Genomic DNA, 17,162 nt, shown 5'->3' on the forward strand with positions numbered 1-17,162 from the left:
CTGCCTGGCAATGCCAGGCTATGTATGGCCGGGAATCGCCTCGACCGGCAACAGCACATCCCCGCACTGCGCCCGGTGCCGCAGCGCATGGTCCATCAGCACCAGGGCCAGCATGGCCTCGGCGATGGGCGTGGCGCGGATGCCGACGCAGGGGTCGTGGCGGCCGAAGGTTTCCACCGTCGTGGGTTTGAGCTCGCGGTCGATGCTGGCCTTGGGGCTGCGGATGGAGCTGGTGGGCTTGATGGCGATGCTGGCGACGATGTCCTGGCCGGTGGAGATGCCGCCCAGCATGCCGCCGGAGTTGTTGCTGGCAAAGCCGAGTGGCGTCAGCTCGTCGCCATGCTCGCTGCCGCGCTGCGCGACGACGCCGAAGCCGGCGCCGATCTCCACGCCCTTGACGGCGTTGATGCCCATCAGCGCGTAGGCGATGTCGGCGTCCAGCTTGTCGAACAGCGGCTCGCCCAGGCCGACCGGCACGCCGGTGGCTTCGACGCGGATGCGTGCGCCCACCGAGTCGCCGGCCTTGCGCAGCGCGTCCATGTAGGCCTCCAGCTCGGCGATCTTGCTGGCGTTGGCGGCGAAGAAGGGGTTCTGGCCGACGTGTTCCCAGCCCTCGAACGGGATCTCCACCGAGCCCAGTTGCGTCATGCAGCCACGGAACTCGGTGCCGTAGGCCTCGCGCAGCCATTTGCGGGCCACCGCGCCGGCGCCAACCATGGGCGCTGTCAGGCGGGCGGACGAGCGGCCACCGCCGCGCGGGTCGCGCACGCCGTACTTGCGCCAGTAGGTGTAGTCGGCATGGCCAGGGCGGAAGGTGTCGAGGATGTTGCCGTAGTCCTTGCTGCGCTGGTCGGTGTTCCTGATCAGCAGGCAGATCGGCGTGCCGGTCGTGACGCCTTCGTACACCCCCGACAGGATCTCGACTGCATCAGGCTCGTTGCGCTGCGTGACGTGGCGGCTGGTGCCGGGGCGGCGGCGGTCCAGCTCGGGCTGGATGTCGGCCTCGCTGAGCAGCATGCCGGGCGGGCAGCCGTCGATGATGCAGCCGATGGCCGGGCCGTGGCTTTCGCCGAAGTTGGTGACGCGAAAGAGTTCGCCGAAGGTGCTGCCTGACATAGGCCCGAAGTTTAGGCGGCCCTGAAATGCAAAAGCGGCCTCGCAAGGCCGCCTTCTCAGGATGCGAACCGGATTCTCAAAGTTTCGATTCCGGCTCGGCGTTCTCTTCGACCGGCCAGTCACGGATATAGGCCTTGAGCATGCGGTTCTCGAAATCCTGGCTGTCCACCACCGCCTTGGCCACGTCGTACAGCGAGATCACGCCCATCAGCGTCTTGCCGTTCATGACCGGCATGTAGCGCGCGTGGCGGCCCAGCATCATGCGGCGCACCTCGTCGATCTCGGTCTCGGGCGTGCAGGTCAGCGGCGCATCGTCCATGACCGAGCGCACGATGGTCGAGCCCACGGCGCCGCTGTTCTTCACGACCGCCTGGATGACCTCGCGGAAGGTCAGCATGCCGACCAGGTCGCCATGCTCCATGACGACGAGCGAGCCGATGTCGCGCTCGGCCATCACGTCCAGGGACACCTTCAGCGGTTCGTCGGGCGTGACGGTGTACAGGGTGCCGCCTTTGACACGCAGGATATCGACGACTTTCATGGGGGACTCCGAGAGGTGATGCCTGGGCAACATAGCACAGTATCTGCGCGCTTCCACCCCATAGAAAACACCATGCCTGCCCGCGCTGTCGCGCGCTTGAATCGGCGCATGAGCACCGAACGCTTCACCCGCTTCGCCGACTTCTACCCCTTCTACCTGCGCGAGCACAGCAACGTCGTCTGCCGGCGTCTGCACTTCGCTGGCACGACGCTGGTGCTGGTCTGCCTGTGGCAGTTGTTCACCACGGGTCACCTGGTCTGGTTGCTGAACGGCCTGCTTTGCGGCTATGGCTTTGCGTGGATCGGGCATTTCTTCTTCGAGAAGAACCGGCCGGCCACCTTCAAGTACCCGCTCTACAGCTTCCTCGGTGACTGGGTCATGTACGCCGACATCTGGCGCGGGCGCGTCAAGCTGTAGGAAGCGCTGAACAAGTCCCTCGCGCGCATCGCATCCCTGCTTTGGGCGGGTCTGCTGCGTTGCAGATCCTCGTCGGGTGTTCAACCCGACTCCGGTATGCGCCTTGCAGCCCTACCCAAACCAGGGCGCGCTGCATCGCGGGGACTCATTCAACGCTTCCTTAGACCTCCTCGACCAGCACATAGGCCACGCGCTCGCCGCGCGGGTCCAGCGCCGGCTGGGCACAGTCGCTGCCGCTGGAGCGGCTGAGGTTGCGTGGCGGCGAGCCGTCGCGCGGCAGCAGCATGATGTCCAGCCACTCCAGCATGCCCGACTTGCCCTCGCGGCTTTGCTGGCGCGGGCCGATGACGAAGGCCGCAGTGCCGCGCGACTCGCCGCGCATCTGGCCCAACATGCGCAGCGTCTCGTCGGCCGTCAGGTCCAGCTCCAGCAGCTGGACGGCACCGCCGCCCAGCGGCCAGGCGGCCAGTGGCTGCCTGGCGTCAGAGCGCAGGAAGATCAGCTCGCCGTCGGACACGCCCACCAGCTTCTGCGCTCGCTCGAGCGGCGTCAGCCTGACCGGCTCGCGGCCGGGCGCGTCCAGGCGCACCAGCTCGTCACCGCGCAGCGCGTAAAGGCTGCGGCCTTCGGCGTCGAAGACCGGCGAGCGCAGACCGCCACGCCGGCTCCAGCGCTGCGGCGCCTCGTTGCCGCTGAGCGCCACCACCCAGATGCTGCCGTTCGCGTCGCCCGGCCCCTTCAGTTGCCCCGGCGCCAGGCTCAGGCCCGTGATGCGCAGCAGGCGCTTGACCAACGAGGGCTTGGGCGGCGGCGGCGGTGCCGCGTGCACGACGCCCGCCAAGGCCAGAAGGCCCAGCAGCAACTGGCGGCGCGGCGCCGGGTTGGACTTCCTTGTCATGGTGCACTCCCCGCTTTGGACGCTGGCGCCGGCACCGCCGCGAGAAGGCGCGGCACGATGGCATCGACGCCGATGACCTCGATGGTCGGCACCTGCTTGCGCTCCACGCTCAGCAGGCTGCGCCGACCGTCCGCGCCGAGCACCAGGAAGCTGACCGCCTCCTTGCCCTCCCAGACCAGCCAGGCTGACTCGCCTGCGACCAGCGAACGCGGCCCGGCGGCGGCGACCCGGGGCAGGCTCTGGTCCAGCACCAGCATCCCGTAGTTCACCGGCAACAAAAGCAACTGGATGGCGACCAGCAGGGACAGCAGCGCGCGCCCCAAGCCCAGCGCGGGCGAAGGCGACGCGACCGCCCAGAGCAGGCGCAGCAAAAGGGCCGATACCGCGCAGGCGCCGATCAGGGCCATGAAGTAGAAGGGCTGGCTGGCTTCGTCCAGCAGCACCTGGCGGACCCAGGGCAGCATGTCCTCCGGCAGGGCCTTGATGAACAACAGGTTGCTCAGCGCCCAGCACTGACGCATGACGAGCTGTATCCAGGCCAGTGTCCACAGCACGCCCAGCCACGCCAGGCGATGCGGCGCCAGCCACCAGACGTGAAGGCGAGCGAGCGGGCGCCGCGCCAGCAAGGCGAGCAGCACGACAGGCAGCAGCACCAGCACGAGGCTGGGGATGGCCGCCGCCAGGTAGACCAGGAAGCGCGCACCGGCAAAGAGGTAGCGCTCGTCCAGCACCGCGAGGTCGCTGGTCACGCCCAAGGCCATCAAATGAAATCGCAGGCTGAGATAGCCGCACAGATAGAGCACGAAGCTGCCGAGCGCGGCGTAGCCGGCCCAGCCGCCGGCGAGCTCCTTCAGGGATTTGGGAAGGGCGTCCTGGGGGTTGCTCATCGGGATGTCAGCAGGGGGCGGCCAAGTCGGGCATCGGTGATGCCCGGCAGACTAAGCCCAGCCGTACAGGGGCGGCATCCCCACTTCTGGAGAAGCCGCTAGTTGCGCCAGGCCACGCCCAGGGCGGCCGAGGTGTTGCCGGGCTTCTGCACCAGCGGGCTGTCCGCCGCGGGGCCCAGCAGGCGGCTCGTGCCGGCGCCGCCGAACAGGAACCAGTGCTTGCTGAACATGTGCTTGAAATTGACGCCGAAATGGGCGTCGCGCAGCCCGGCGCCCGGCTGGTAGAGCGGCTTGCCGCTGGCAGCAACGGCCGAGGCCGGTACGCCGAAGTAGCTGCGCAGGTTCACGCCGTTGGCGGCCGACAGGCCGACGCCCGTCGTCCACTCGGTCTCGTCGCTGCGATAGAAGCGCCAGCCCAGGTCCAGCCCGGCCGTCATGCCGCCCTTGTGGCCCAGCACATCCTGGGACAGCGAGACGCTGGCGTTCCAGTCCTTGGTGAAGCTGTAGCTGGCGTTGAGCCGTGCGCGCAGCGTGCGCTTGACGTCGGGCAGGCCTTGCGTGGTGCGCGCATCGCCGCTGTCGCGACCGCTGTCGATGCGCAGCGAGACACCGACGCGCCACTTGTCACCCTCGACGAGCTGGGTGCTTGCACCGGCGCCCACGCCCTCGCGGCCGAAGCCCAGCAGCGCGCTGCCACCCGAGGTGGCGATGCGGATGCGGCCGAACCTGGCGGCCCACAGCGGCCTGATCCTGACCTTGCGTTGGCTGGCACCGTCGTATTCGGGGCTGCTGGCCAGCGAGGCGCCGAGCAGGTAGCGCATGCTGTCCTCCTTCTCCGGCTTGGGCTCGGCCTGCGCCCGGGCAGGCAGGCCAGCCAGCAAGGCGGCGGTCACGAAGGCTGTGCGCAGCAGAAAGGTCATGTGGGTCAGCCTAACAGCGCAGCTCCGCGCGCCCGTCAGGTAGGTTTCAATTCACGTGCCAGATTCAACAGCATGTCGTCCACCATGGCGTCGAGGTCATAGCGCAATGTCCAGCCCCAGTCGGCCTGCGCGGCGACATCGGCGATGCGCTGAGGCCAGCTGGCGGCGATGGCCTGGCGGAAATCGGGCACGCAGTCCATCGTGAACTGCGGCAACTTGCGGCGGATGCTCGCGGCGATCTGTTCGGGCGTGAAGCTGACGCCGGCCAGGTTGTAGCTGCCACGCTGCTTCACCTGATCGGCCGGCGCGTTCATCAGCTCGATGGTGGCGCGCAGCGCATCGGGCATGTACATCATCGGCAAGGCTTGGCCGGCCTCGAGGAAGCAGGTGTAGCGGCCGTCCTTGATCGCCGCATGGAAGATCTCCACCGCGTAGTCCGTCGTGCCGCCGCCGGGCGGCGTCTTCCAGCTGATGAGGCCGGGGTAGCGCAGGCTGCGCACGTCCACGCCGTGCTTGGCGTGGTACCAGGCGCACCAGCGTTCGCCCGCGAGCTTGGAGATGCCGTAGACCGTGGTCGGGTCCATCACGGTCGTCTGCGGTGTGTCGACCGCCGGCGTGTTGGGCCCGAAGGCGGCGATGGAGCTGGGCCAGAAGATGCGGTCCAGCTTTTCGTGGCGGGCCAGCTCCAGCACGTTGAGCAGGCCCTTCATGTTCAGGTCCCAGGCCCACATCGGGTGCTTCTCGCCGTTGGCCGAAAGAGCGGCGGCGAGGTGGTAGATCTGCGTGATGTGGTGGCGCTTGACGATGGTTGCCAGCGCGCCGGCATCGATCACGTCCAGCGTCTCGTGGTGCAGCTGCGGCACGCGACCCTTGGGGCTGAGGTCGCTGGTGACGACGGCCTCGTTGCCATGCAGCCGGGCCAGTTCGCCGGCCAGCTCGGTGCCGATCTGGCCATTCGCGCCAATGATGAGGATCTTCATTTGATGATCCCGAGCTCGCGGCCGGCCTGCGTGAACGCGGCGACTGCCTTCTCCAGATGCGCCCGTTCATGCACGGCCGACACCTGCACGCGGATGCGCGCCTGACCCTTGGGCACGACGGGGAAGAAGAAGCCCACCGCGTAGATGCCCAGCTCCAGGATGCGCTTGCTGAGCTGCTGCGCCTTCACCGCGTCATAGACCATGATGGGCACGATGGGGTGGGTGCCGGGCTTGATCTCGAAGCCAGCCGCCTGGATGGCCTCGCGGAAGTACGCCGTGTTGGCTTCCAGCTTGTCGCGCAGCGCGGTCGAGCTTTCAAGCAGATCCAGCACGGCCAGCGACGCGCCGGCGATGCTGGGCGCCAGCGTGTTGCTGAAGAGATAGGGGCGCGAGCGCTGGCGCAGCAGCTCGACGACTTCCTTGCGCGCCGCCGTGAAGCCGCCCGACGCGCCGCCCAGCGCCTTGCCGAAGGTGCCGGTGATGATGTCGATCTTGCCGAACACGCCCCGATGCTCGTGTGTGCCGCGGCCGGTCTTGCCCATGAAGCCGGACGCATGGCATTCGTCGATGCCCAGCAGCGCGTCGTACTGGTCACACAGCGCGCGGATCCTGTCGAGTTGGGCGATGGTGCCGTCCATCGAGAACACGCCGTCGGTGAACACCAGCGTGAAGCGGGCGCCCTTCTCCTTCGCCTCCTTCAGGCAGCGCTCCAGGTCGTCGAGGTTGTTGTGCTCATAGCGCCAGCGCTGCGCCTTGCACAGGCGGATGCCATCGATGATGGAGGCGTGGTTGAGCGCGTCGCTGATGATGGCGTCCTGCTCGCCGAGCAGCGGCTCGAACAGGCCGCCGTTGGCGTCGAAGGCTGCGGCGTAGAGGATGGCGTCCTCGCAGCCGACGAAGCGGGCGATGCGCGCCTCCAGGGCCTTGTGCACGTCCTGCGTGCCGCAGATGAAGCGCACCGACGACAGGCCGAAGCCGTGCGTGCGCAGCGCCTCGTGGGCCGCCTCGATCACCTGCGGGTGCGACGACAGCCCGAGATAGTTGTTGGCGCACAGGTTGATGACCTCGCGGCCCTCGGTCGTCTGCACGACGGCGCCCTGCGGCGTCGTGATGATGCGCTCGGCCTTGTAGAGGCCGGCGGCGCGGATGCCGTCCAGTTCGGACTGCAGATGTTGAAAGAAGGCTTGGCTCATGGCGCCGCTCCTGATGCACAATTCGGTAAATTGAACTTGTTCGATATATCGAACTTTCGTGCAGTATCTGAAATTCGTCTAGCCAGGTCAAGCATGAACATGGATACCGAACCTCCCCGCGTAGGCGCTGCGCTGCAGGCGCTACGCGGCAGTCGTGGCTTGTCGCTGGATGATCTCTCCAAGCGCGCGGGCGTCAGTAAGTCGATGTTGTCGCAGATCGAGCGCAACCAGGCCAATCCCACGGTGGCCGTGGTGTGGCGGCTCGCGAACGCGCTGGGCGTGGAGATGGGTGAGCTGCTCGGCACCGAGCGCGCCGCGACGCCGGCCATCGAGACCGTGCCGGCCCACGCCACGCCGGGGCTGACCAGCCCCGACGGCCTGTGCAAGCTGCGCATCCTCGGGCCGATCGAGCTGGCGGGTCAGTTCGAGTGGTACGAGCTGAGCATGCAGGCGGGCGGCGTGCTCGACTCGCAGGCCCACGAGCGCGGGTCGCGCGAGCATCTGAGCGTGCTGACCGGCAGCCTGGAGGTCACCGCGCAGGGCGTGGCGAACAGGCTGAAAGCCGGCGAGACGGCTCGTTATGCGGTAGACGGCCCGCATGCCATTCGCAACGTGGGCAAGTCTGCGGCGACGGCCCTGCTGGTCGTTCTTCATCCGTAGACTTCAGCCTCTTCCCAAGGAGGCTTGCATGCAGATCACCCGTCGTTCGACGCTGGCCGCGTTGGCTGCCCTGCCCTTCGCGGCCCAGGCTCAGGACAAGCCCATCCGCCTTCTCGTCGGCTTCCCCGCCGGCGGGGGTACCGACGCCATCGCGCGGCTGCTCGGCGAGGCGCTGCAGGCGTCGCTGGGCACGAGCGTCATCGTCGACAACAGGCCCGGCGCCGGCGGCCAGATCGCGGCCCAGGCGCTCAAGGCCGCGCCGCCCGACGGCACCACTTTCTTCATCAGTCACGACCACACCATCTCCATCCTGCCGCTGGTGTTGAAGAACCCCGGCTTCGACCCGACCAGGGACTTCGTGCCGGTGGCCGGTTTCGCGACCTTTGCCAACGCGCTGGCGCTGTCGGGCGGCACGCCGGCCGCCAACTTGCCCGACTACCTTGCCTGGGTGAAGAAGCAGGGCGGCCAGGGCAGCGTCGGTGTGCCGGCACCGGCCTCGGTGCCGGAGTTCCTTGTCAAGCTGCTGGGCGAGAAGAACGCCCTCAACCTTCTCAGCGTGCCCTACCGCGGCAGCGCGCCCATGATTGCCGACATGCTCGGCAACCAGATCAGCGCCGGTGTGGGCTCGGTGCCCGACCTCATCGCCAACCACCAGCAGAAAAAGCTGCGCATCGTCGCCGTCATGGGCCAGCAGCGCCAGGCCGTGCTGCCCGAGGTACCGACCTTTGCCGAACTGGGCATCGCGGGCTTCGAGGACCTGCCCTACTACGGCCTGTTCGCGCCTGCTGGCACCGCGCCAGCCGTGGTGGAGCGCTTCTCCAACGCGCTGGCCGGCGTCATCGCCCAGTCGGGCGTGAAAGCAAGGCTGGGCGAGCTGGGCCTGTCGGTCGGCATGATGAGTTCCGCCCAGCTTGCGACGCGGGAGCGCGCCTACTCGGCAGCGTGGGCGCGCATCATCAAGGGTGGGGGCTTCCAGCCTCAGTGAGCAGCCGGTCCAGCATCAGGCTGGACCATTCGCCCTGCAGCCACAGATTGCCCAGCAGCCCCTGGCGCTCGGCCAGGAAGGCGGCGATCAAGGGCTCGGCGGCCACCCGCTCGGGCGAGCACAGCAGCACCAGGCGCTGGGCGCCCTCCTCTTCCAGCCGACCCAGCCAGTCCATGGCCAGCAGCTTGTCGACGACGGGGCTGAGCTGCAGCGGGTCCACGCGCAAGGCGCTGGCCAGACCCAGGTCGGACAGGCCCTGCTTGCCGGCCTCGCGCACGCGCCAGAGCTCGCGCAGCACTTCCAGCGCGAGCGCCATGGGCTGACCCGGCGTGTCGGGCCGAAGATGCAGGCGGCCGGTCAAGCTGGGCGTGTTGGCCGCCAGGATGGCGCCCAGCAGCACGATGACCCAGCCGAGGTAGACCCAGACGAGGAAAACAGGCACGGTGGCGAAGGCGCCGTAGAGCGTCGAGTAGGTCGGCACGAACTTCACGTACCAGGCCAGCAGCGACTTGGCGAAGGCGAAGCCGATGGACACGAAGGCGCCGCCCAGCAGCGCATGGCGCCAGCGCACATGGGTATTGGGCACGTAATGGAAGAGGCCAGCGATGGCCAGGCCCAGCAGCACGATGTCGGCGCCGCCCAGCAGCGTGGCGAGGTTGCCGGGCATCTTGGTGATGAAACCCTGGCCGACGCTGACGGCATAGCTCGTCAGCGTCAGGCTGCCGCCCAGCAGCAGCGGGCCGAGCGTCAAAGCGGCCCAGTAGACGAGCACGCGCTGGGCCATGGGCCGGGGCCGCTTGACGCGCCAGATGGCGTTCAGCGTGCGGTCGATGGTCAGCATCAACGCCAGTGCCGTGATGCCGAGAAACACCAGACCCACCGCGCCCAGCTTGTTGGCCTTGGTCGCGAACTGGGTCAGCGCGCCCAGCACGGGCTTGGCGATGTTGGGCGGGATCAGGCTCTTCAGAAAGTACTGTTCCAACGCCGATTGCAGACTGGAAAAGATCGGAAAGGCCGTGAAGATGGCCAGCATCACGGTCAGCAGCGGCACGAGTGAAATGAGCGTCGTGAACGTGAGGCTGCCGGCGGTGAGGCCCAGCTTCTCCTCGCGGAAGCGCTGGCGGAAGGTGTGCAGGGTCTGCAGCCAGGGCCAGGCGAGCAACTCGGCGATGAAGTCGCTGGCGAAGGCGATGGGATTGCGGGCGAGCGGGGCGTCGAGCGCGTCTGGCGCGGCTGGCGGAACAGGGTGGACCGGTGTCGAAGACATGGCTTCTATGATGCCGCAGCTATGCCCTCCGCCCTCGAAAGAACCCAGCCCCGCGCGAACGAACGCCTGTCGCGCAACCTCGCTTTTGGCGGCACCGTCGCGCTGATCCTGCTGTGCCTGGCCTGGGAGCTGTGGCTGGCTCCCACGGGCCGCGGCACGCTCGCCGTGAAGGCGCTGCCGTTGCTGGCCGCCCCCGTCGGGCTGTGGCGCTACCGCATGTACACCTACCGCTGGCTGTCGCTCGCCATCTGGCTCTATGTGATGGAAGGCCTGGTGCGCTCGACCAGCGAAGGCGGCCCGGGCCAATGGCTGGCGCTGGGCGAGGTGATCCTGGGTGCCGTCGTCTTCATCGCCTGCACGGCGCAGATCCGCCTGAGGCTGGCGGCGGCCAAAATGGCGGAATCGGCATGAGCACCTTCCTCGACGCGCTGCGTGAGCGGCTCGGCGAGGCGGGTCTGCTGGTGAGTGGCGACCTGGGCGCCTACGAGAACGACTGGCGCAAGCGCTACACGGGCCGCGCGCTGGCTGTGGCACGCCCGGGGTCGACCGAGGAAGTGGCTGCCGTGATGCGCCTCTGCCATGAGCACCGCGTGGCCGTCGTGCCGCAGGGTGGCAACACCGGCCTGGTGGGGGGCTCGACGCCGGACGACAGCGGTCGCCAACTGGTGCTGAGCCTGTCGCGCATGAAGCGCGTGCGCGAGATCGATGTGGCCAACGCGAGCCTGACGGCCGAGGCGGGCTGCGTGCTGGCCGAGGTGCAGGCGGCGGCGGCCGGGGCGGGCCTGCTGTTCCCGCTCAGCCTTGCGGCCGAGGGCTCGTGCACGCTGGGCGGCAACCTGGCCACGAACGCCGGCGGCACGCAGGTGCTGCGTTATGGCAATGCGCGCGAGCTGTGTCTCGGGCTGGAAGTCGTGACCGCCACGGGCGAAACCTGGCACGGCCTGTCGGCCCTGCGCAAGGACAACACCGGCTACGACCTGCGCGACCTCTTCATCGGCAGCGAGGGCACCTTGGGTGTCATCACGGCGGCGACGATGAAGCTATATCCACAACCCAAGGACCGACTGACCGCGCTGGCCGCCTGCGAGTCGCTGGACGGCGCCGTGGCGCTGCTGGGCCTGGCGCGCGAGCGGTCGGGGGATGCGCTGACCGGCTTCGAGGTCATGAACCGTGCATCACTTGCCCTCGTGGCCCGCGAGCTGCCTCAACTGGCTCAGCCGCTGGGCGCCGCCGAATGGACGGTGCTGTTGGAGCTGTCCGATGGCGAAAGCGCCGAGCACGCCCGCGGCGTGTTTGAAGGCCTGCTGGAGGCCGCTGTCGAGCAAGGCACCGTGCAGGACGCGGCCATCGCTCAGAACATCCAGCAAGCGAAGACCTTTTGGCATTTACGCGAATCCATCCCGCTCGCCCAGGCCCAGGCGGGGCTGAACATCAAGCACGACATCTCGCTGCCGGTGTCCGCCATCCCCGGCTTCGTCGCCGAGATGGACGCGGCGCTGGCAGCCTATCTACCGGGCATCGAGGTGATCGACTTCGGCCACCTGGGCGACGGCAACCTGCACTACAACGTGCAAGCGCCGGCCGGCGTGGCGGCGGCCGAGTTCCTGGCCGCGCATGAGTCGGCGATCAATGAACGGGTCTACAACGCCGTGCAGAAGCGCGGCGGTTCGATCTCGGCCGAGCACGGCATAGGCCGGCTCAAACGCGAGGAGCTGGCTCTGCGTAAGGACCCGACGGCCCTCGCACTGATGCGGGCGATCAAGCGGGCGCTGGACCCGCTGGACCTGCTCAACCCTGGACGGCTGGTGTGACCGTCGAGCGGCGGCCGGTCGCGAAGCGGCCGAGCTTGACGATCATGCGGAACACGAAGCGCACCATCAGCAGCGTCAGCACCGCTTCGATCAATGTGATGAAGAAGGCGCCGACCACCGTGAAGCGCGGCACGCGGCGGTTGAACTTGGCCAGCGCGCCGTCGCGGGCGATCTCGATGCTGTCGTAGAAGCTGGGCACGACCAGCAGCGTCAGGAAGGTCGACGTGATCGTGCCGCCGATGATGGCCACGGCCATCGGGCGGTAGAACTCGCCGCCCTCACCGATGCCCACCGCCACCGGCAGCATGCCGGCAATGAGGGCCAGCGTCGTCATCAGGATGGGCCGGAAGCGCTTGCGGCCCGCATGCATCAGCGCTTCCTCGCGGTCGATGCCGGCCTTCTCTTCCTGGCGCGTCGCGTCCAGCAACAGGATGGCGTTCTTGGCCACCAGGCCCATCAACATGATGACGCCGATGAGGCTCATCAGGTTGAGCGTGCCCCCGGTCATGATCAGCGCCAGCACGACACCGATCAGGCTCAGCGGCAGCGACAGCATGACGCCCAGCGGCGCCGTGAAGCTGTTGAACTGGATGACGAGCACGAAGTACATCAGCGCTATGCCGGACAGCAGCGCCGTGATCATGGCCGTGAAGACGACCTCCTGGTCGCGCGCCGAGCCCGCCAGTTCGATGCCGAAGCCGGGCGGGAAGTTGATCGTGTTGGCCAGCTTCTTGGCCTCGGCCGTGATCTCACCGGGCGCGCGGCCTTGTGCGTTGGCGCTGACGGTGATCGTGCGCTTGCCGTCGCCGTGCTGGATCTGGCCCGGGCCCTTGCCCATGGTGACGGTGGCGATCTGATCCAGCGGCACCATGCGGTTGGTACCGGTGACGGTGATGGGCAGGCGCTCGATGTTGGCGGCGTCGACACGGTCGGCCGGGTGCAGGCGCACGGCCACATCACGCGCTTCGCCGGTCGGGTCGATCCAGTCGCCGACCTCGACGCCGGCAAACGCCACGCGCAGCGCCTGCGCCGCATCGTTGACCGAGATGCCCATCTGGTTGGCCAGGCCGCGGTCGAGCTCGATCTGCAGCTCGTTCTGCGGGTCCTGCTCGGAATAGCCCACGTCGACCGCCCCCTTGACGCCGCGCAGCGTCGTCACGAACTGCTGCGTGATCTCCTGCAGCTTGCGCGAGTCAGCGCCGTAGAAGCGGATCTGCACGGGCTTCTGCGCGCCGTTGTTCAGGTCGTCGAGCACGACGTACTCGGCGCCGACGAGTCGGCCGACCTTCTCGCGCAGGATCTTGGCCACGTCGGTGGCCGAACGCTGGCGCTCGGTGCTCTTGCCGATGTCGACGTAGATGCGGCCGCCGCTGGCGTTGGGATAGGCCATCGTCGCCTTGGTCTCCGGCATCGACGAAGCCAGCGAGGCGGCCGCGTCGAGCTTGAGCTTGGAATACTCCAGGCTGCTGGACGCCGGTGAGCGCACGTCGATGACCAGGAAGCCGGCATCGGCCTGCGGCAGGAAGCTGGAGCCGCCGACCGTCGCCTGCAGCGCGATCGCACCGACGAAGCTGGCCACGGCGAACGCGGCCATCCAGCGCCGGTGGTGCAGCGCCCAGGCAATGACGTGGCCATAGCCATTGGCCACGCCGTCGAACCACACGTTGAAACGGTGCAGCAGCTTGCTGATGCCCTTCTTCTCCGCGTGGTGGTAGCCCGGGGGGTCGCCCCAGTAGGCCGACAGCATCGGGTCGAGCGTGAAGCTGATCAGCAGCGAGACGATGACGGAGGCGACGACGGTCAGCGCAAAGGGTTTGAACCACTGGCCGGGGCCGTTGCCCATGAAGGCAACCGGCACGAACACCGCCACGATGGCGAACGTGGTGGCTGCCACCGCCAGGCCGATCTCGGCCGTGCCCTCGCGCGCCGCGGTGACGCGGTCACTGCCGCGCTCCATGTGCCGCACGATGTTCTCCCGCACGACGATGGCGTCGTCGATGAGCACGCCGATGGCCAGCGACAGGCCGAGCAGGCTCATGAAGTTCAGCGAGAAGCCGAGCAGCCAGACCGCGATGAAGGCGGCCAGCACCGAGGTGGGCAGCGACAGCGCGGTGATGAGCGTGGAGCGCCAGCTGTTCAGGAAGGCGTAGACAACGAAGATGGTCAGCCCCGCGCCGAACACCAGCGCGTGCGTGACGTTGTTCAGGCTGTTCTCGGCGTCCTTGCCGCCGTCCTGCGTGATCTCCAGCGTCGTGCCCTTGGGCAGTTCCTTCTCGATTTCCTTCAGCAGCTTGCGCGCGTCGTTGGCGACGCCGACCGTGGAGCTGTCGCGCGAGCGCGTGATGGAGATGCCGACGTTGGGCCGGCCGTTGCGCAAGCTGTAGCCGCTCATCTCGGCGAAACCGTCCCTGACCTCGGCCACCTGGCCCAGGCGCACGACGGTGCCGACGCCGTTCGTGACCAGGCGCTTGACGATCATTTGCTCGAACTCGGCCGGGCTCTCCAGGCGGCCCAGCAGGCGGATGCTCTGGTCTTCCAGCGCGCCACGCACCTTGCCGACGGGCGCCGTCGTGTTCTGCGCGCGCACGGCGTTGGTGACCTCGGTAACCGAGACGCCGAACTCGCGCAGCTTCTCTGCACGCAGCAGGATGGACAGCTCGCGCCTCAACGCGCCGTTGACGTTGACGACCGCCACGCCGGTGATGCCGCGGAAGCGCTCGGCGAGCTGGTCCTCGGCCAGGCGGCTGAGCTGGGCGTGCGTCAGCGAGGTGCTGGACAGCGACAGCTGCAGGATGGGTTGGGCACCCGGGTCGGCCCGCGTGATGATGGGCTCGCGGATCTCGGTGGGCAGCTTGTAACGCACCGAGGCGATGGCGTTGCGCACCTCGTCCGCGGCTTCGATCATGTTTTTCGAGAAGTCGAAGACGAGCACGAGGGTGGCGCTGCCCTCGCGCGACGTGGAGTTGGAGCGGTCCACGCCGGAGATGCTTTGCAGCGCCTTCTCGATGCGGTTGACGACCTCCCGCTCCACCGTCTCGGGCGACGCGCCCGGGTAGGGGATGTTGATGACGAGCACCGGCGGCTCGACCTCGGGGAACTGGTTGACCTTGAGCTTGGACAGCGCCAGCAGGCCCACCAGCATCAGCCCGATGACCATGACCACGGTCGCGACGGGCTTGTTGATGCTGAAGTTGGAGAGGAACATGAGCTGACCTCTTGAGGGTTACTTGCTGGCCGTGGTGGTGGCCGTTGCGGTTGGCGACGCGGCGGACGCTGCACCGGCGCCGGCGGCCACACGCTGCACGGGCGCACCGTCGACCAGGCTGCCCGTAGGCGCACGCAGCACCAGGTCGCCCAGCGCCAGGCCCGAGGTGATGACGACTTCGCCACGGCGGTCGTCGCGTTCGCCGAGGGTCACCGTGACCTTCTTCAGCTGATTGCCGGCCACCTTCCAGACGACGGCCGTGTCACCCTGGCGCTGCACCGAGCCTTCAGCCAGCACCAGCGAGCGGCGGTCCGCGTTCTCGACGCGGCCTTCGGCGTAGAGCCCGGCGACCTGGGGCGCCTTGCTGCGGTCGTTGAATTCGGCGATGAGCTCGACCTGGCGGGTCGTCGCGTTGGCGGAGGCGTCGATGCGGGCCAGCTTGCCGCTGAACTCGGCGTCGCCAAAGCCGTTGATGCGGAAGGAAACCGGCTGGCCGACCTTGAGTTCACCGAGGCGGTCGGCAGAGACCTGGCCTTCAAAGCGCATGGAGGCCGGGTCGATCACCTTGACGAGTTCGCGGCCGACCTGCACGGTGTCGCCCACCGACGTCTTGCGCTCGCTGACGACCCCATCGAACGGGGCGCGGATCTCGGTGCGCGAGACCTGCTGGCGCGCCGTGGCGGCACGCGCCTTGGCGGCGGCGAGCTCGCTCTGCGCGGCGTTGCGGCGCACCTCGGCGTCTTCGAGGCCCTGCATGGAAATCATGCCCTGCTGGTTCAGCGTGCGCTGGCGGACCAGCACGCGCTCGGTCTGCTCGAAGCTCTGCTGGGCCGCGCGCAAGGCCTCGTCGGCAGACGTGAGGCCGTCGCGGATGGACGTGGGGTCGAGGCGGATGATGAGATCGCCCGCGCGCACGCGCTCGCCGTTGTCCTTGGCCACCTGCAGTACGACGGCAGCCACCTCGGCGCGCAGGTCGGCGCGGCGGGCGGGCTGGATGGCGCCTGAAATGACGGCGCCGCCAATCAGGCCGCTCTGCCCCACCGCACGCAGATCTTCAGGCGCCAGCAACAGCGGCGCGGCGGGCTTGGCTGCAGCAGCCTTGGCGTCGTCGGACTTGCCACCCTTGCCGCAGGCGGTGAGGGCCAGGGCCAGCGTCAGAGCGGTGAGGATCGGCGTTGCGCGAATCATGAAAAGACCTTCTTGTGAGGACGGGGTTCGAACGACAAAAACGCTTGAGCTTAACGATCTGATACAGAGCCGCCAGAGGTCATGTACGAGGTGCCTATGAACTTGCGGGTCGAGCGCGGGGCCGCTCCCAAGCCGGCCCGCCATGGTGATGTGCCTGGGGCTCAATGCCGCAAGCATTACCGTCCCCTCGGGGGCCAGCCAAGGTACTCATTGGGCGAGGGGCCCTATTTCATCCAGTCCAGAGCCCAGGCGCCCTGCTGCCAACGCTGCAACCACAGCAGGCCGATCAGTGTCTTGGCGTCGGTCAGTTCACCGCTGGCGGCCATGCGGTCGAGGTCGTCGACGGTGTGCATGACGAGTTCGAGGAACTCGCCGTCATCGAGCTTCTGCTCGCCGCGCTGCAGGCCACGCGCGAAGTAGATGTGAATGCCTTCATCCGAGTAGGCAATGGCGTTGTGCAAGACGCCGGCATAGGCCCATTCGGCGGCGCTGTAGCCGGTTTCTTCCAACAGCTCGCGTTGGCCGCAGACGAGCGGCGCCTCGCCGGCATCGAGCTTGCCGGCCGGGAACTCCAGCATCACGCGGCCCATGGGGTAGCGGTACTGGCGCTCCATCAGCAGCCGGCCGTCGTCGAGCAACGGCACGACCATGACGGCGCCGGGATGGCGGATGTATTCACGGTGCGAGGTCTTGCCGTCGGGCAGCGCGATGCTGTCGCGGCGCACGTCCAGGAAATGGCCGCGATAGACCTGGGTGCTCTCGAGCAGGCGCTCGACGAGGTGGTCGTCCTCAGACTCGGCCACGGCGCAGATACCTCCAGACGAAGCCGGGAAAGCCCAGCGTGATGAAGAGGCAGGTGCCCGCCGCGTAGAACTCCCAGCCTTGAGAGTGACGCTGGCCGATGCGGGCCTCCAGGGCCGCGCCCAGCGCAAACGTCAGCGCGGCCATCAACACCAGTTCCAGCAACCGCCACCAGGCTGCCTTCGGCGCGCGGCGCGGGCCGATGAGGAGCAACCTCTCGTTGAAGTAAGGGAGGTTGGCCGCGATGACGGCCAGGGCAAGGACCAGCCAGACGGCGGCGGACTGGTCCATGC

At 68.0% G+C, this 17,162-nt stretch carries 17 protein-coding genes; 5 read left to right on the plus strand and 12 right to left on the minus strand.

All coding sequences use genetic code 11. The features are described 5' to 3' along the window. Positions 1-18 precede the first annotated feature (18 nt). Both aroC and AC0IZJ_RS03830 read right to left on the minus strand, forming a co-directional pair. Positions 19-1,116, minus strand: coding sequence for a chorismate synthase (aroC, locus tag AC0IZJ_RS03825; RefSeq protein ID WP_471846809.1), 1,098 nt, complete (start codon positions 1,114-1,116; stop codon positions 19-21). A gap of 76 nt (positions 1,117-1,192) precedes the next feature. After that, positions 1,193-1,657 carry a CBS domain-containing protein gene (locus tag AC0IZJ_RS03830; protein WP_471846811.1) on the minus strand — a complete coding sequence of 155 codons (465 nt, stop codon included), beginning with the start codon at positions 1,655-1,657 and terminating at the stop codon, positions 1,193-1,195. A 108-nt stretch (positions 1,658-1,765) separates the two neighbouring features. On the opposite strand from AC0IZJ_RS03830, the gene AC0IZJ_RS03835 reads away from it, so the two are divergent. Further along, a complete protein-coding gene (locus tag AC0IZJ_RS03835) occupies positions 1,766-2,074 on the plus strand; it encodes an Mpo1-like protein (protein ID WP_471846813.1) in 309 nt (102 codons plus the stop codon). A gap of 160 nt (positions 2,075-2,234) precedes the next feature. On the opposite strand, the gene AC0IZJ_RS03840 is transcribed toward AC0IZJ_RS03835, so the two are convergent. From AC0IZJ_RS03840 to kbl, 5 genes are all read right to left on the minus strand, one after another. Next, positions 2,235-2,972, minus strand: a complete 738-nt coding sequence (locus tag AC0IZJ_RS03840; protein WP_471846815.1) for a TolB-like translocation protein — start codon at positions 2,970-2,972, stop codon at positions 2,235-2,237. Then, positions 2,969-3,859 carry a hypothetical protein gene (locus tag AC0IZJ_RS03845; protein ID WP_471846817.1) on the minus strand — a complete coding sequence of 297 codons (891 nt, stop codon included), beginning with the start codon at positions 3,857-3,859 and terminating at the stop codon, positions 2,969-2,971. The genes AC0IZJ_RS03840 and AC0IZJ_RS03845 overlap by 4 nt, the downstream gene beginning before the upstream one ends. Before the next feature lie 98 nt (positions 3,860-3,957). Then, positions 3,958-4,779: a MipA/OmpV family protein gene (locus AC0IZJ_RS03850; RefSeq protein WP_471846819.1), complete on the minus strand. Its 822-nt coding sequence runs from the start codon at positions 4,777-4,779 to the stop codon at positions 3,958-3,960. Between the two features lie 35 nt (positions 4,780-4,814). Then, positions 4,815-5,759, minus strand: a complete 945-nt coding sequence (locus AC0IZJ_RS03855; RefSeq protein ID WP_471846821.1) for an NAD-dependent epimerase/dehydratase family protein — start codon at positions 5,757-5,759, stop codon at positions 4,815-4,817. Then, positions 5,756-6,952, minus strand: a complete 1,197-nt coding sequence (gene kbl, locus AC0IZJ_RS03860) for a glycine C-acetyltransferase (RefSeq protein ID WP_471846823.1) — start codon at positions 6,950-6,952, stop codon at positions 5,756-5,758. Before kbl ends, AC0IZJ_RS03855 begins: the two co-directional genes overlap by 4 nt. 99 nt (positions 6,953-7,051) lie before the next feature. On the opposite strand from kbl, the gene AC0IZJ_RS03865 reads away from it, so the two are divergent. Both AC0IZJ_RS03865 and AC0IZJ_RS03870 read left to right on the plus strand, forming a co-directional pair. Beyond that, a complete protein-coding gene (locus AC0IZJ_RS03865; RefSeq protein ID WP_471846825.1) occupies positions 7,052-7,612 on the plus strand; it encodes a helix-turn-helix domain-containing protein in 561 nt (186 codons plus the stop codon). A 28-nt stretch (positions 7,613-7,640) separates the two neighbouring features. Then, positions 7,641-8,597, plus strand: coding sequence for a Bug family tripartite tricarboxylate transporter substrate binding protein (locus AC0IZJ_RS03870; protein WP_471846827.1), 957 nt, complete (start codon positions 7,641-7,643; stop codon positions 8,595-8,597). On the opposite strand, the gene AC0IZJ_RS03875 is transcribed toward AC0IZJ_RS03870, so the two are convergent. Next, entirely contained in the window at positions 8,569-9,864 is a 1,296-nt protein-coding gene (locus tag AC0IZJ_RS03875) for a YihY family inner membrane protein (RefSeq protein WP_471846829.1), read from the minus strand. The genes AC0IZJ_RS03870 and AC0IZJ_RS03875 overlap by 29 nt on opposite strands. Before the next feature lie 21 nt (positions 9,865-9,885). On the opposite strand from AC0IZJ_RS03875, the gene AC0IZJ_RS03880 reads away from it, so the two are divergent. Beyond that, positions 9,886-10,275 carry a DUF2069 domain-containing protein gene (locus tag AC0IZJ_RS03880; protein WP_471846831.1) on the plus strand — a complete coding sequence of 130 codons (390 nt, stop codon included), beginning with the start codon at positions 9,886-9,888 and terminating at the stop codon, positions 10,273-10,275. Continuing rightward, entirely contained in the window at positions 10,272-11,675 is a 1,404-nt protein-coding gene (locus AC0IZJ_RS03885) for an FAD-binding oxidoreductase (RefSeq protein WP_471846833.1), read from the plus strand. Before AC0IZJ_RS03880 ends, AC0IZJ_RS03885 begins: the two co-directional genes overlap by 4 nt. Here the strand turns inward: AC0IZJ_RS03885 and AC0IZJ_RS03890 are convergent. The 4 genes from AC0IZJ_RS03890 to AC0IZJ_RS03905 form a co-directional block, all read right to left on the minus strand. Next, positions 11,653-14,880 carry an efflux RND transporter permease subunit gene (locus AC0IZJ_RS03890; protein ID WP_471846835.1) on the minus strand — a complete coding sequence of 1,076 codons (3,228 nt, stop codon included), beginning with the start codon at positions 14,878-14,880 and terminating at the stop codon, positions 11,653-11,655. The two genes, AC0IZJ_RS03885 and AC0IZJ_RS03890, sit on opposite strands and share 23 nt — an antisense overlap. 18 nt (positions 14,881-14,898) lie before the next feature. Further along, positions 14,899-16,068 (minus strand): efflux RND transporter periplasmic adaptor subunit, encoded by a 1,170-nt coding sequence (locus AC0IZJ_RS03895; RefSeq protein WP_471846837.1) that lies wholly within the window; start codon positions 16,066-16,068, stop codon positions 14,899-14,901. A 224-nt stretch (positions 16,069-16,292) separates the two neighbouring features. Further along, positions 16,293-16,871: an NUDIX domain-containing protein gene (locus AC0IZJ_RS03900; RefSeq protein ID WP_471846839.1), complete on the minus strand. Its 579-nt coding sequence runs from the start codon at positions 16,869-16,871 to the stop codon at positions 16,293-16,295. Next, on the minus strand, positions 16,858-17,160 hold the full coding sequence (locus AC0IZJ_RS03905; protein WP_471846841.1) for a DUF2818 family protein: 303 nt from the start codon (positions 17,158-17,160) through the stop codon (positions 16,858-16,860). The genes AC0IZJ_RS03900 and AC0IZJ_RS03905 overlap by 14 nt, the downstream gene beginning before the upstream one ends. Positions 17,161-17,162 lie beyond the last annotated feature (2 nt).

It is taken from the genome of Roseateles sp. AC306 (genome assembly GCF_979253795.1).

Coding starts and splice junctions, on each gene's coding strand:
- aroC (WP_471846809.1), bottom strand. CDS start 1,116: ATGTCAGGCAGCACCTTCGGCGAACTCTTTCGCGTCACCAACTTCGGC.
- AC0IZJ_RS03830 (WP_471846811.1), bottom strand. CDS start 1,657: ATGAAAGTCGTCGATATCCTGCGTGTCAAAGGCGGCACCCTGTACACC.
- AC0IZJ_RS03835 (WP_471846813.1), top strand. CDS start 1,766: ATGAGCACCGAACGCTTCACCCGCTTCGCCGACTTCTACCCCTTCTAC.
- AC0IZJ_RS03840 (WP_471846815.1), bottom strand. CDS start 2,972: ATGACAAGGAAGTCCAACCCGGCGCCGCGCCGCCAGTTGCTGCTGGGC.
- AC0IZJ_RS03845 (WP_471846817.1), bottom strand. CDS start 3,859: ATGAGCAACCCCCAGGACGCCCTTCCCAAATCCCTGAAGGAGCTCGCC.
- AC0IZJ_RS03850 (WP_471846819.1), bottom strand. CDS start 4,779: ATGACCTTTCTGCTGCGCACAGCCTTCGTGACCGCCGCCTTGCTGGCT.
- AC0IZJ_RS03855 (WP_471846821.1), bottom strand. CDS start 5,759: ATGAAGATCCTCATCATTGGCGCGAATGGCCAGATCGGCACCGAGCTG.
- kbl (WP_471846823.1), bottom strand. CDS start 6,952: ATGAGCCAAGCCTTCTTTCAACATCTGCAGTCCGAACTGGACGGCATC.
- AC0IZJ_RS03865 (WP_471846825.1), top strand. CDS start 7,052: ATGGATACCGAACCTCCCCGCGTAGGCGCTGCGCTGCAGGCGCTACGC.
- AC0IZJ_RS03870 (WP_471846827.1), top strand. CDS start 7,641: ATGCAGATCACCCGTCGTTCGACGCTGGCCGCGTTGGCTGCCCTGCCC.
- AC0IZJ_RS03875 (WP_471846829.1), bottom strand. CDS start 9,864: ATGTCTTCGACACCGGTCCACCCTGTTCCGCCAGCCGCGCCAGACGCG.
- AC0IZJ_RS03880 (WP_471846831.1), top strand. CDS start 9,886: ATGCCCTCCGCCCTCGAAAGAACCCAGCCCCGCGCGAACGAACGCCTG.
- AC0IZJ_RS03885 (WP_471846833.1), top strand. CDS start 10,272: ATGAGCACCTTCCTCGACGCGCTGCGTGAGCGGCTCGGCGAGGCGGGT.
- AC0IZJ_RS03890 (WP_471846835.1), bottom strand. CDS start 14,880: ATGTTCCTCTCCAACTTCAGCATCAACAAGCCCGTCGCGACCGTGGTC.
- AC0IZJ_RS03895 (WP_471846837.1), bottom strand. CDS start 16,068: ATGATTCGCGCAACGCCGATCCTCACCGCTCTGACGCTGGCCCTGGCC.
- AC0IZJ_RS03905 (WP_471846841.1), bottom strand. CDS start 17,160: ATGGACCAGTCCGCCGCCGTCTGGCTGGTCCTTGCCCTGGCCGTCATC.